The sequence below is a fragment of the Pseudomonas nabeulensis genome, assembly GCF_004682045.1.
In the GTDB taxonomy this organism is placed as follows: domain Bacteria; phylum Pseudomonadota; class Gammaproteobacteria; order Pseudomonadales; family Pseudomonadaceae; genus Aquipseudomonas; species Aquipseudomonas nabeulensis.
This window is the reverse complement of sequence record NZ_QUZT01000078.1, coordinates 16003-27973: the sequence shown is the minus strand read 5'-3', so window position 1 is coordinate 27973 and position 11971 is coordinate 16003. Positions and strand designations below refer to the sequence as shown.

Below are 11971 nucleotides of genomic sequence, written 5' to 3'. Positions count from 1 at the left end.
GAAAGCCGCTCATCTGCTGTTTCCTTAGGTTTTGCGGAGCCTGATATTTTTTTGAAGGGCGTGTAACGAATCCCAACCAACTTCCTCTAGTGGTACAAGCCGGCACTCAAGCCCGCTGACTCAACCACTGCAGGAGATACACCATGACCACTAAACTGTCCGCCGCCTCCCTCATCCTGGCCCTGGGTTCCGCCCTGAGCCTGTCCACCCTGACCACCACCGCCCACGCTGCCGACGACATGCAAAAGTGTTTCGGCGTCGCTGAAGCCGGCAAGAACGATTGCGCCGCCGGCGCTGGCACTTCCTGCGCCGGCACCTCGAAAACCAAAGACCAGGCCAACGCCTGGAAACTGGTCCCGGCCGGCACCTGCACCCAAACCCCAAGCTCCACCTCGCCGACCGGTTTCGGCCAGGAAGCGGCCTTCACCGCCAAGTCCTGAATCCGCCCAGAGCCTGAGTATTGATGATGACGCATTCATCCCTCCCCTGCCGGGCCGGGCTTGGGCTCAAGCACGAGCACTTCGTCGAAGTGCTCGATACTTTGCCCGATATCGGTTTTTTTGAGGTGCACGCCGAAAACTACATGGTGGCCGGCGGCCCGTTTCATCATTACCTGGGGTTGATCCGCGAGCGCTACCCACTGTCGGTGCACGGCGTGGGCCTGTCCATCGGCGGCGAAGGCCCGCTGGACCGCGAGCATCTGGCGCGCTTGGCCACGCTGATCGAACGCTATCAACCCCACTCGTTTTCCGAACACCTGGCCTGGTCCAGCCACGGCCCCGTGTTCCTGAATGACCTGCTGCCCCTGGCCTACGACAGCGCCACCCTGCAACGGGTGTGCGAACACGTCGACCAGGTGCAAAGCACCCTCAAGCGGACAATGCTGCTGGAGAACCCATCGACCTACCTGCAATTTCAGCGCTCCACACTCGACGAGGCCGACTTCATCAGCGACATCATCCGCCGTACCGGCTGTGGCCTGTTGTTGGATGTGAACAACGTCTACGTGTCGTGCATCAACCACCAGCGTGATCCGCGCTCCTACCTCGACGCCCTGCCGCTGCAAGCCGTTGGTGAGATTCATCTGGCCGGGTTTGCCGAAGACACCGACAGCCTCGGTGACCGCCTGCTGATCGATGACCACGGCGCGCCCATCGATAACGCCGTATGGCAACTGTATGAACAGGTACTGTCGCGTATCGGGCCAGTGGCGACGCTGATCGAACGGGATAACCGGCTGCCCGCGTTCCCTGTGCTGCAAGCAGAAGCTGAACGCGCCGACTGGCACTTGAGGCAGGTGCGCCCATGAGCGTTCATGACGCGTTTTCCCGCGCGCTACTGGCGCCTGAACTGTCTTGCCCAGAAGGCTTGTTCAGCCGCAACGGTGCCGATCCGGCCAGCCGTTTTGCGGTGTACCGCAATAACGTGCACAGCTCATTGATCAATGCGTTGTCCACGGCTTATCCCGTGACCCTGCAACTGGTGGGCGATGCATTTTTCAGCGCCATGGCCGGCCTCTACGTGCAGGCACATCCGCCGATCAGCCCGTTGATGAATGAGTACGGCAGCACGCTTGCCGAGTTTATCCAAGGTTTTGAACCCGCCGCCAGCGTGCCTTACCTCGCGGATATCGCGCGCTTGGAGCGCTTGCGGGTCCAGGCGTATCACGCCGCCGACTGCCAACCGCTGGACGCCCCCGCGGTAATCCAGGCACTGCAAGGGCAAGCGGACCTGGGTGGGTTGCGCCTGCAACTGGACCCGTCCTTGGGCACGCTGGACTCTGCATACGCTGTGGTCGCGGTGTGGGCGGCGCATCAAACCGAGGGCGGCGTAGCCACCTTGAATCCCTGGCATGCCCAAAGTGCGCTGGTTTTACGCCAGGGCCTGCAGGTCAAGGTGTTCGCCATCGACCCTGGCTCAGTCGCGTTTATCGAGAGCCTGGCCCACGGCACGCCCCTGGAAAACGCAGTGGAGCATGCCCTGGCCGCTTCAACCGAATTCGACCTGCACCAATGCCTCACGCTGCTGATCAACCACAACGCCATCACTCACGTGCATATCAAACAAAAGGTGTCGTCATGAACACGTCCTCACCCTGCCTGATCAAACGGGCCATTCAGCTTTTCGAACACATTCCCTACAGCCTGATCGCCTTTGTCGCTCGGTTTTCCATTGCTGCCGTGTTCTGGAAATCCGGGCAAACCAAAGTCCAGGGCTTTGCCGTGGATCTGGTCAACGGCACCTTCGAGCTGGGTGAGCCGCGCCTCGCCGCCTCGACCCTGCCGCTGTTTCGTAGCGAATACCACGTGCCGTTGTTATCGCCGGAGGTGGCGGCGCATCTGGCTGCGTTCGCCGAGCATCTTTTCCCGGTGCTGATCCTGGTGGGGTTCGCCACGCGCTTCTCGGCCCTGGCGCTGATCGGCATGACCCTGGTGATTCAACTGTTCGTCTACCCGGACGCCTACCCCACCCATGGCACCTGGCTTGCGGTGTTGCTGTTGCTGGTGGCCAAGGGGCCTGGACGGCTGTCCATCGACCACTTGATCGCCCGGCGCTACCGTTAAAGCCGGTCGAGGGCCTCGCCGCTGCGCTTGAACCAGTCCACCAGGTAATCGGCCAAGACCTGGGTACGACGTGGCAACCCCCCTTGGTAGGGATGAACCAGATACATGGGCTGGCTCCGCGTCTGATAATCGCGCAGGAGCCAGCGCAATCGGCCGTCAGCCAATTCCGCCGGCAGCACGTAGGACGGCAAACGGGCGATACCGGCGCCGACCAGCGCGGCCTTTTTCAACAGGTTGTAGTGGTTGGAGGCGAAGGTGCCGCTGACCCGCACCCGCAGCAACTCATGTTGCTGGTGGTACAACCATTCTTCACGGCCGCTGTAGTGGCTGTTGAGCAGGCAAACATGGGTGGCCAGTTCGGCAGGGGTCTGGGGCTCGCCGTGTTGCTCAAGGTAAGCCGGGCTGGCGCAGGTCATTTCGTGCCAGGCCAGCAACGGTTTGGCCACCAGACGCTCATTTTCGATTGCACCGGAGCGCACCCCAAGATCAAAACCATCCCGCGCCAGGTCGCGGTAGCTGTTGTTGAGCTCCAATTCGATCTGCACCTGCGGGTACTGCTGGGAAAACTCCAGCAGCAAGCCATCAAAGAACGTTTCGCCCAGCGATACCGGAACCGTCATACGCACCGGTCCGGCCAGATCGTCCTTGAGCCGGGCCAATGCCTGACGGGCGCGCTCCACCTGCATCACCAACGCCTGAGCCTGGGGCAACAACGCCGCGCCAGCCGCCGTGAGGCTGAGCTTGCGGGTGGTACGGTGCAGCAACACCACGGAAAACTGTGCCTCCAACTGGCTGATGCGTTTGGACAACTGGCCCTTGCTACAGCCCAGTTGTTCCGCCGCCACGGTAAAACTACCGGCCTCGATCAGCACCGCAAACGCCGCCAGGTCATCCATCTCGCTCATGGATTGTTTCCATTTGAAAACCAAAGGTTGCCTATTAGCGCGTTTATCCGCTTAAAAAGCCACTCTAGACTTAACTCTCACTTACCCCCTGGAGGAACAGCCTCATGAAAATCCTATTGATTGGCGCCAGCGGCACCGTCGGTTCAGCGGTCAAGGCAGAGTTGGCGCAGCGTCATGACGTGATCAGCATCGGTCGCAACAGCGGTGACTTCCAAGTGGATATCAGCGATAGCGCCTCGATTCGCAAACTGTTCGAACAAACGGGTAAATTCGATGCCCTGATCTGCGCGGCCGGCAGTGTGAAGTTCGCGGCACTCGGTGAGATGAGCGAAGCCGATTTCGACCTGGGCCTGCGTGACAAACTGATGGGCCAGGTCAACCTGCTGTTGATCGGTCGTGAGTACGCCAACGACGGTGCCTCATTCACTTTCACCAGCGGCATTCTTAATCGCGACCCAATCCGCACCGGCGCGTCGGCCGCACTGGTCAATGGTGCGTTGGATGCATTCGTCAAAGCCGCAGCCATCGAGTTACCACGGGGCCTACGCGTTAACTCCGTAAGTCCTACGGTTTTGTTAGAGGCGATGGACAGCTACGCGCCGTACTTCCGCGGCTACAAACCGGCACCGGGCGCCGATGTAGCGTTGGCCTACGCCAAAAGCGTCGAGGGCTTACAGACCGGTCAGACCTTTATCGTCGGCTAAATCAGGATTCCGTAAGAAATACCTGAAGCTGATCGGCGGGGTTGTGATGCATCGCCAGCCTGCGTAACGTGGCGGCACTTGTCTGGAGACCCTCTATGCGTGCCGCCCGTACCGTCGCCCTGTTTGCCTTGCTCCCATTGTTCGCCGCTTGCCAGATGTTCGAAAGCGAGCCGGCCAAACCCTCCCTCGCCGGGCTGACCCGGATGCAAGGCGAACTCACGGCAGTCGGTGACAAGCTGTTGTTCAAGCCCTGCAATGACCAACGCAACTACGTAGTCAACGACACCGGTGGGACCAATATCCTTCAGGAAGCTGCCTCCCTGGCCGGTCAGCAAGGGGCGCTGTTTGCGGACCTGCGCGGCAAGTTCTCCGGCGTCGCCACCGGCACCCAGGGCAGCGTAGAGCTGCAACAACTCTATCGCGTAGAACGCTCGACCGCGGCCTGCGACGATCCGGACTTCAAGCGCATGATCCTGCGGGCCAACGGCCACAAGCCGGCCTGGGCGATGAACGTCACTGCCAAGGGCATGGTGCTGGAACGTGAAGGCCAGCCGCCATTGGCCGTGCCGTACGTAGAGGAGCAAATCGGTGACGGTCGCTTCAACCTGATGACCGAAGCCAACAACCAGCACGTCGAGTTGTGGGTGGCCCCGCAACGCTGTGTGGACAGCGCCAGCGGCAGCCTGCAACACATGACCGCCGAACTGCGCGTCAATGGTCAGGTGCAGCGCGGTTGTGCATCGTTCGGCGGCTCGCGCGACGACTGACTGCGCCCGGCGCTGTTTTAACCTGACGTTAAACCGCCATTGGGGCTTATAATCGCCGGTTTGCAAAACAGCCGGCCTTTTTGCCCGCCGCCTACCGGATCCTGTCATGTTACGAATCACCGAACTCAAGCTGCCCATCGACCATCCCGAAGAAGACCTGCGGCCTGCCATCGTGCAGCGCCTGGGCATCGCCAGCGATGACTTGCTCGATTTCACCCTGTTCAAACGCAGCTATGACGCACGCAAGAAATCGTCGGAGCTGTGCTTCATCTACACCATCGACTTGAACGTGAAGGGCGAAACCGCCCTGCTGCTCAAGTTCGCCGATGACCGCAACGTCAACCCGGCGCCGGACGTCAGCTACCACGTAGTGGGCCAGGCGCCGGAGGGGTTGGCCGAACGCCCTGTCGTGGTCGGTTTTGGCCCCTGCGGCATTTTTGCCGGCCTGCTGCTGGCACAGATGGGCTTCAAGCCGATCATCCTCGAGCGCGGCAAGGAAGTGCGCCAGCGCACCAAGGACACCTGGGGCCTGTGGCGCAAAAGCGTGCTCAACCCCGAGTCCAACGTGCAGTTCGGTGAAGGCGGCGCCGGTACTTTTTCCGACGGCAAGCTGTACAGCCAGATCAAGGACCCGAAATTCCACGGCCGCAAGGTGCTGCACGAGTTCGTCAAGGCTGGCGCGCCGGAAGAAATCCTCTACGTCAGCAAACCGCACATTGGCACCTTCCGCCTGACCGGCGTGGTGGAAAACATGCGCGAGCAGATCATCGCCCTGGGCGGTGAAGTGCGCTTCGAACAGCGCGTCACGGATGTGCTGATCGAAGATGGCCAACTTAACGGTGTGGTGGTGGATGGCGGCGAGCAGATCCTGTCCAGGCACGTGATCCTGGCCCTGGGCCACAGCGCCCGTGACACGTTCCGCATGCTCCACGGCCGTGGCGTGTACATGGAAGCCAAGCCGTTTTCGGTGGGTTTCCGTATCGAACACCCGCAATCGCTGATCGACGCGGCGCGCCTGGGCAAGTACGCCGGGCACCCGAAACTCGGTGCGGCCGACTACAAACTGGTGCACCACGCCAAGAACGGTCGCTCGGTCTACAGCTTCTGCATGTGCCCGGGCGGTACGGTGGTGGCGGCTACTTCAGAGCCAAATCGGGTCGTGACCAACGGCATGAGCCAATACTCGCGTAACGAGCGCAATGCCAACTCCGGCATCGTGGTCGGTATCACCCCTGAAGTGGATTACCCAGGTGGCCCACTGGCGGGTATCGAATTGCAGGAGCGCCTGGAGTCCCACGCCTATGTCCTCGGCGGCAGCAACTACGAGGCCCCGGCGCAACTGGTGGGCGATTTCATCGCGGGCAAGCCATCCACCGCCATCGGCACTGTGGAGCCGTCCTACAAACCCGGCGTGTCCCTGGGTGACCTGGCCCTCGCGTTACCGGATTTCGCCATCGAGGCGATCCGTGAAGCGCTGCCGGCCTTCGAGAAGCAGATCAAGGGCTATTCGTTGCACGACGCAGTGTTGACCGGGATCGAGACACGCACCTCGTCGCCGCTGCGGATTACCCGTAACGAATCGATGCAGAGTTTGAACGTGAAAGGCCTGTTCCCCGCCGGTGAAGGCGCGGGGTATGCCGGTGGGATCCTGTCGGCGGGTGTGGACGGGATTCGGATTGCCGAGGCTGTGGTGCGGGATATGCTCGGCCTCAACGCCTAAACACACCTCGATCCAAATGTGGGAGGGGCGGTGCGACGATTCGACTTGCCCCCTCCCACATTTTGTTTTATGTCGAGTCAGATATTGGCGCGCAAGATGCTATCCGGCAGCGGCTCGCCGCGCTCTACACTCGCAGCAACCACAGCGATCAAACCGTCCAGTTCGTACCCCTGCGCGCTAAGCCAAGCCTGATCGTAATAGGTTGTCGCATACCGCTCTCCCCCATCACACAAGATCGCCACGATCGACCCTGACTCCCCTGCTGCTTTCATCTGCTGTGCCGCCACCAGCGCGCCCACCAGGTTAGTCCCGCTGGAACCACCTACCCGACGCCCCAAGCGCTCAGCCAAATAATGCATGGCCGCCAGCGACAGCGCGTCCGGCACCTTGACCATCGCATCAATCACCTTGGGTAAAAATGACGCCTCCACCCGTGGCCGGCCAATGCCTTCGATGCGCGAGCCGCAGTCCAACCGCAAGTTGGCATCGCCACTCTGGTAAAAATCGAAAAACACTGAGCGTTCGGCATCAGCGCACAGCACACGGGTGCAATGCTGGCGATAGCGCACATAACGGCCCAGGGTCGCCGTGGTGCCACCCGTGCCAGGGCTGGAGATCAGCCAACTGGGCTCGGGATGCTGTTCAAAACGCATCTGCTGGAAGATCGACTCGGCAATATTGTTGTTCGCCCGCCAGTCGGTAGCCCGTTCGGCGTAGGTGAACTGGTCCATGAAGTGACCGCTGCTTTCCTGGGCCAGGCGTTCGGATTCGGCGTAGATCTGCGTCGGATCCTGTACCAAGTGGCTCTTGCCGCCGTAGAAGGCAATCTGCGCGATTTTCTCTTGGGAAGTAGTGGCTGGCATCACCGCGATAAAAGGCACCCCGAGCAGGCGCGCAAAGTAGGCCTCGGAAATAGCCGTGGAACCGCTGGAGGCTTCAATGACCGGCGCACCCGGTTTAAGCCAGCCATTGCACAAGGCATACAGGAACAATGACCGGGCAAGTCGGTGTTTGAGGCTGCCGGTGGGATGACTTGATTCATCCTTGAAGTACAACTCGATTCCCGGAAACCCCGGCAGCGGCAAGGGGATCAGGTGCGTATCGGCACTGCGCTGAAAGTCCGCCTCAATGATGCGAACGGCTTCGCGGGCCCAGGGACGATGGTCGCTCATATGGGGAGTCTCTAAGAGTTTTCACCCACAATCTTAGGACCTTTCCTACACTCCACACAGATACAGTAACGACTCAATTGGACACACAATTACCTGCCGTAAAGGCGACGTCGGCGGGACCCTCCGCTTATAACAAATAAGAATATAACTTTTGTTTTAACAACTAACGGTACGGGTTAGGGTACCCACCTATTGACCCTTGATTGGAGAGCATCCCTTGCCTCTGCGTAGCACGTTCACCCGTTTTTTCCAGCTGGAAGCCGCCAGTGGTCTGTTGTTGATCGCGGCTGCCGCCCTGGCGCTGATCATCAACAACTCACCGTTGTCGCACCTGTACAACGCCTTCCTCGACGTGCCGGTGGTGGCACAGGTGGGCGCGCTTAAAATCGCCAAGCCGGCCCTGCTGTGGATCAACGATGGCCTGATGGCCTTGTTCTTCCTGCTGATCGGCCTGGAGGTCAAGCGCGAACTGCTCGACGGCCACCTGTCCAAGCCTTCGCAAGTGGTGCTGCCGGGGGCTGCGGCCATCGGCGGCATGGTGGTGCCGGCGCTGATCTACTGGGCGATCAACAAGGACTACCCGGCGGCGCTTTCCGGCTGGGCAATCCCGATGGCCACCGACATTGCCTTCGCCCTCGGCGTGCTGGCACTGCTCGGTAAGCGTGTACCGGTGTCGTTGAAGCTGTTCCTGATGACCCTGGCGATCATTGACGACCTGGGTGCGATCATCGTGATTGCGCTGTTTTACTCCGCCGACCTGTCGGGCGCTTCCCTGGCTGGCGCAGGCCTTTGCCTGCTCGCACTCACCGCGATGAATCGCATGGGGGTAATCAAGCTAGGGCCGTACTTGATTGTGGGCCTGATCCTGTGGGTCTGCGTACTCAAAAGCGGTGTGCACGCCACCATGGCCGGTGTGACCCTGGCGTTCTGCATCCCGCTGCGCACCAAGAATGCCGAACCCTCGCCGCTGATGACCCTGGAACACGCGCTGCATCCGTGGGTGGCCTACGGCATCCTGCCATTGTTCGCCTTCGCCAATGCGGGCGTCTCCCTGGCCGGTGTGAGCCTGGAAAGCTTTACCCACCATGTGCCGATGGGCATTGCTGCCGGCCTGTTGATCGGCAAGACCGTCGGCGTGTTCGGCCTCACCTGGCTGGCCATCAAGACCGGCCTCGCGGCACTGCCCACGGGCGCCAACTGGGGCCAGGTATTTGGCGTGGCGATCCTGTGCGGGATCGGTTTCACCATGAGCCTGTTTGTCGGCTCCCTGGCCTTTGTGCCGGGCGCCAGCGAGTTTGCAGGTGAAGACCGCATGGGGATTTTGACGGGGTCGATAGTGGCGGCGTGTGTGGGGTATGCGGTGACGGCGATGGCGAGTCGGAAGAAAGCCTGAAGATGTCCGACTGAGCACAATCACTCTGGCTTCATGTCCCCAGCGACAGTAGTATCGCGCTCAGGTCATTGTTTCCTGTGAACATGCACCCCTAGCCGCAAACTAGAGTTGCAACAAAAAACCCCAACCGGTCACCCGGCTGGGGTTTTGTATTTCTACAACCCGCGCTTAGCGCGTAACGCGGCTGGTACCATCAACGGTCATGATGCGCACGCGGTCACCAATGCGGAAGATTTCATTTTCCTGCACGGCTTGTACGTAGGCGCGCATGCTGCCGTCGTCTTCGCGAACGGTGATTTCCACGCCTTGGGTACGGGTCAGGCCTTCTTCGGTGGCCGAACCCAGCAGGCCGCCAGCGACGGCGCCGATCACAGCAGTGACGATACTGCCACGGCCGCCGCCAATGGCGCTGCCGCCAACGCCACCGATGACTGCGCCAGCAGCGCCGCCGATTGGGGTCTTGGTCCCTTCGATTTTCACCGGACGCAGGGATTCAATGGTCCCCATGCGTACGGTCTGAACACGCCGCGCTTCATCACGGGAATACGAGTCGCCGGTCAGACTCGAGGCGCAGCCACCCAACAGCAACGACAGGGTGGTAAAGCAGGCAACCAGTAAAACGGACTTACGCATAGCATCAACTCCAAAGGACAGGGGTTCATTAAACGCTGCAGCTTGGCGCCTGTCACGGCAAGCACGGCAGAAAACTGCTTTCATTCAGCCTTAGTACAGACTGCCAGTACCAGAAAAGTCGACCAACGGTATCTCGACCTTTGTGCCAAGAGATGTCGCGACTGTTTCCTCATTGTAGCCGCGCAGCCGTCCGCAACCGAGACCTCTTGAGTAGAGACGTCGGCGCAGTCGGCAACATTCAGGTTAAACGACGAAAGGTGCAGCTCAGGGTGCCAAGCGCTCACGGGTCCATTCGGTCCCTTGCAGGCGGTAGTTCAGGCGGTCATGCAGGCGGCTGGCGCGGCCTTGCCAGAACTCGATGCGTTCAGGCAGCAAACGATAGCCCCCCCAGTGCTCGGGGCAATCAGGCTGGGTATCGCTGAAGCGTTGCTCGGTGGCCTTGAGCAAGTCCTGCAGTTCTTCACGGTCACGAATGACCTTGCTCTGCGGAGACGCCCACGCGCCAAGGCGGCTGCCCAACGGGCGGACCTGATAGTAAGCGTCCGACTCCTCCGGCGTGACCTTGACCACCCGACCTTCGATGCGCACCTGGCGCTCCAGGGTCGGCCAGAAAAAAGTCATCGCCGCAAAGGGCCGCGCCGCGAGTTGTTCACCCTTGGCGCTCTGATAGTTGGTGAAGAAGGTAAAACCCTGCGCATCCAAGCCCTTGAGCAACAGGATGCGACAGTGTGGCCGACCGTCCTGGTCGACCGTCGCCAGCGTCATTGCATTGGCCTCCACCGGAGGCTGCTCGGTTTTCACCGCATCGCCAAACCACTGATGGAACAAGGCAAACGGTTCGCTCGGGGCCTGGGCCTCGCTTAAACCATCCCGTGTGTAGTCACGGCGCATATCGGCCAGTGCCTGGGTCATGCAGGGTTTTCCTTCTGGTTCAACGGATCAGTTTTTCGCCTGTTCGTTCGAAGCCGGTGCAGCCGCCTTGGCCTTGGCCGGAGCGGGTTTCTTCGCTGCTGGCTTGGCCGCAGCTTTCTTGGCAACGGGCTTGGCAGCGGCTTTCTTCGCAGGCGCCTTTTTCGCCGGGGCTTTGGCAGCCGGGGCAGCAGCCGGCGCTGGAGCAGTCTGGACCGCTAGCATCTCCGCCTTAGGTGGGTTGGGCGAGTTGTACTTGCTCAGCAGCGCCAACATAGTTGTACGCTGAGTGAACATAATTTCCATGCGACGGTTCAGCGCACGCCCCTGGTTGCTGTCGTTGGCGGCACGTGGCATCAGGTCGCCCATGCCACGCAGCATCAGGCGATCCTGCTTCAAGCCGCTGAGGCTGAAGATCGACGCAATGGACTGTGCACGCTCTTTACTCAGCGCCTGACTCGCCGGAGCGGTGCCGGTGGCATCCACGTGCCCCAGTACCAATACGGCGGTCTTTGGATCGGCTTCAACGGCCTTGGCAACCCGAGTGAACGGCCCTAAGGTGACCGGCAGCAACATCGCCGGGCGTTTCGGGTTGTAGGAACCGTCGACCGGTGCGATCACGACCAGTACGTTGTCACGGCGCTCCAGTTGCAGGTTGCTGTCCTTGATCGCGGTACGCAGGCGCGGTTCGTAGTCATCCAGCCAGGCTTGGGTGATTTTCGGGTCAGGCATCGGCACGTTGGTCACGTCGACCTTGGCCAATGGCTTTGGCTTGCTTTCAAATGGCCACCACCAGTGAGTCTCGCTGTCGGTCTTGGCGACGGCTGGAGCAGCATCAGGCGCCGGGGTAGCGGCCTTGAGGTCAGCCTTCAAATCAGCCTTGGCCTCGGCGGCTTTGTCGTCTGCGCTCTTGGAAGAGAACGGCCACCAACTGGCGCCGGTGTCCGCCTTGGCAGCAGGAGCAGCTGCGGCGGCAACCGGTGCAGCCGGTTTGGCGCCCGCGGCTGGCTTGGCCTCGGTTTGGGTCACTGCGTCCTTGGTAGCGGCCTTGTCAGATCCAAATGACCACCAATGCCCACCTTCGGCATCATTTTGTGGAGTTTGTGCACAGCCAGTAATAGTGAGGCATAGCGCCAGCGCCAAGGACTTGTTCGATAACATGAGATATCCACAAAATGAGAAAAGATACGGGGGTCTGGATGAC

Annotated in this window: 13 protein-coding genes; 8 read left to right on the top strand and 5 right to left on the bottom strand. The window is 60.8% G+C overall.

Going from position 1 to position 11971, the window contains the following annotated elements; translation table 11 throughout:
• Nucleotides 1–143: 143 nt before the first annotated feature.
• From DYL61_RS27410 to DYL61_RS27395, 4 genes are read left to right on the top strand one after another with little or no spacing between them, the layout of a single operon-like run.
• Entirely contained in the window at nucleotides 144–440 is a 297-nt protein-coding gene (locus DYL61_RS27410) for a BufA1 family periplasmic bufferin-type metallophore (RefSeq protein ID WP_135310942.1), read from the top strand.
• 23 nt (nucleotides 441–463) lie between these two features.
• Nucleotides 464–1309, top strand: coding sequence for an MNIO family bufferin maturase (gene bufB / locus DYL61_RS27405; protein ID WP_135310941.1), 846 nt, complete (start codon nucleotides 464–466; stop codon nucleotides 1307–1309).
• Nucleotides 1306–2082, top strand: a complete 777-nt coding sequence (locus DYL61_RS27400; protein ID WP_135310940.1) for an HvfC/BufC N-terminal domain-containing protein — start codon at nucleotides 1306–1308, stop codon at nucleotides 2080–2082. Before bufB ends, DYL61_RS27400 begins: the two co-directional genes overlap by 4 nt.
• On the top strand, nucleotides 2079–2564 hold the full coding sequence (locus tag DYL61_RS27395) for a DoxX family protein (protein ID WP_135310939.1): 486 nt from the start codon (nucleotides 2079–2081) through the stop codon (nucleotides 2562–2564). Before DYL61_RS27400 ends, DYL61_RS27395 begins: the two co-directional genes overlap by 4 nt.
• On the opposite strand, the gene DYL61_RS27390 is transcribed toward DYL61_RS27395, so the two are convergent.
• Nucleotides 2561–3469, bottom strand: a complete 909-nt coding sequence (locus DYL61_RS27390) for a LysR family transcriptional regulator (protein WP_135310938.1) — start codon at nucleotides 3467–3469, stop codon at nucleotides 2561–2563. The two genes, DYL61_RS27395 and DYL61_RS27390, sit on opposite strands and share 4 nt — an antisense overlap.
• Before the next feature lie 104 nt (nucleotides 3470–3573).
• Between DYL61_RS27390 and DYL61_RS27385 the strand changes: the two genes are divergently transcribed.
• The 3 genes from DYL61_RS27385 to DYL61_RS27375 all read left to right on the top strand — a co-directional run bounded on the left by DYL61_RS27385 (nucleotide 3574) and on the right by DYL61_RS27375 (nucleotide 6660).
• The gene (locus tag DYL61_RS27385) at nucleotides 3574–4173 is read left to right on the top strand and encodes a short chain dehydrogenase (protein WP_135310937.1); all 600 of its coding nucleotides are present in this window, start codon (nucleotides 3574–3576) and stop codon (nucleotides 4171–4173) included.
• A 95-nt stretch (nucleotides 4174–4268) separates the two neighbouring features.
• Nucleotides 4269–4940 (top strand): COG3650 family protein, encoded by a 672-nt coding sequence (locus tag DYL61_RS27380; RefSeq protein WP_135310936.1) that lies wholly within the window; start codon nucleotides 4269–4271, stop codon nucleotides 4938–4940.
• A 106-nt stretch (nucleotides 4941–5046) separates the two neighbouring features.
• A complete protein-coding gene (locus DYL61_RS27375; protein ID WP_135310935.1) occupies nucleotides 5047–6660 on the top strand; it encodes an NAD(P)/FAD-dependent oxidoreductase in 1614 nt (537 codons plus the stop codon).
• Nucleotides 6661–6737: 77 nt separating this feature from the next.
• Here DYL61_RS27375 and DYL61_RS27370 read toward each other — a convergent pair whose 3' ends face one another.
• Nucleotides 6738–7832 carry a PLP-dependent cysteine synthase family protein gene (locus DYL61_RS27370; RefSeq protein WP_135310934.1) on the bottom strand — a complete coding sequence of 365 codons (1095 nt, stop codon included), beginning with the start codon at nucleotides 7830–7832 and terminating at the stop codon, nucleotides 6738–6740.
• 217 nt (nucleotides 7833–8049) lie between these two features.
• Here DYL61_RS27370 and nhaA point away from each other — a divergent pair, with 217 nt between their 5' ends.
• Nucleotides 8050–9225 carry a Na+/H+ antiporter NhaA gene (gene nhaA / locus DYL61_RS27365; protein WP_135310933.1) on the top strand — a complete coding sequence of 392 codons (1176 nt, stop codon included), beginning with the start codon at nucleotides 8050–8052 and terminating at the stop codon, nucleotides 9223–9225.
• A 168-nt stretch (nucleotides 9226–9393) separates the two neighbouring features.
• Here nhaA and DYL61_RS27360 read toward each other — a convergent pair whose 3' ends face one another.
• The 3 genes from DYL61_RS27360 to DYL61_RS27350 all read right to left on the bottom strand — a co-directional run bounded on the left by DYL61_RS27360 (nucleotide 9394) and on the right by DYL61_RS27350 (nucleotide 11928).
• Nucleotides 9394–9858 carry an outer membrane lipoprotein gene (locus DYL61_RS27360; RefSeq protein ID WP_003189251.1) on the bottom strand — a complete coding sequence of 155 codons (465 nt, stop codon included), beginning with the start codon at nucleotides 9856–9858 and terminating at the stop codon, nucleotides 9394–9396.
• Nucleotides 9859–10122: 264 nt separating this feature from the next.
• Nucleotides 10123–10770 carry a pyridoxamine 5'-phosphate oxidase gene (gene pdxH, locus DYL61_RS27355; RefSeq protein WP_135310932.1) on the bottom strand — a complete coding sequence of 216 codons (648 nt, stop codon included), beginning with the start codon at nucleotides 10768–10770 and terminating at the stop codon, nucleotides 10123–10125.
• 27 nt (nucleotides 10771–10797) lie between these two features.
• A complete protein-coding gene (locus DYL61_RS27350; protein ID WP_135310931.1) occupies nucleotides 10798–11928 on the bottom strand; it encodes an OmpA family protein in 1131 nt (376 codons plus the stop codon).
• Nucleotides 11929–11971: the final 43 nt, after the last annotated feature.

Coding starts and splice junctions, on each gene's coding strand:
- DYL61_RS27370 (WP_135310934.1), bottom strand. CDS start 7,832: ATGAGCGACCATCGTCCCTGGGCCCGCGAAGCCGTTCGCATCATTGAG.
- DYL61_RS27395 (WP_135310939.1), top strand. CDS start 2,079: ATGAACACGTCCTCACCCTGCCTGATCAAACGGGCCATTCAGCTTTTC.
- DYL61_RS27385 (WP_135310937.1), top strand. CDS start 3,574: ATGAAAATCCTATTGATTGGCGCCAGCGGCACCGTCGGTTCAGCGGTC.
- DYL61_RS27380 (WP_135310936.1), top strand. CDS start 4,269: ATGCGTGCCGCCCGTACCGTCGCCCTGTTTGCCTTGCTCCCATTGTTC.
- bufB (WP_135310941.1), top strand. CDS start 464: ATGATGACGCATTCATCCCTCCCCTGCCGGGCCGGGCTTGGGCTCAAG.
- pdxH (WP_135310932.1), bottom strand. CDS start 10,770: ATGACCCAGGCACTGGCCGATATGCGCCGTGACTACACACGGGATGGT.
- DYL61_RS27410 (WP_135310942.1), top strand. CDS start 144: ATGACCACTAAACTGTCCGCCGCCTCCCTCATCCTGGCCCTGGGTTCC.
- DYL61_RS27390 (WP_135310938.1), bottom strand. CDS start 3,469: ATGAGCGAGATGGATGACCTGGCGGCGTTTGCGGTGCTGATCGAGGCC.
- DYL61_RS27400 (WP_135310940.1), top strand. CDS start 1,306: ATGAGCGTTCATGACGCGTTTTCCCGCGCGCTACTGGCGCCTGAACTG.
- DYL61_RS27375 (WP_135310935.1), top strand. CDS start 5,047: ATGTTACGAATCACCGAACTCAAGCTGCCCATCGACCATCCCGAAGAA.
- DYL61_RS27350 (WP_135310931.1), bottom strand. CDS start 11,928: ATGTTATCGAACAAGTCCTTGGCGCTGGCGCTATGCCTCACTATTACT.
- DYL61_RS27360 (WP_003189251.1), bottom strand. CDS start 9,858: ATGCGTAAGTCCGTTTTACTGGTTGCCTGCTTTACCACCCTGTCGTTG.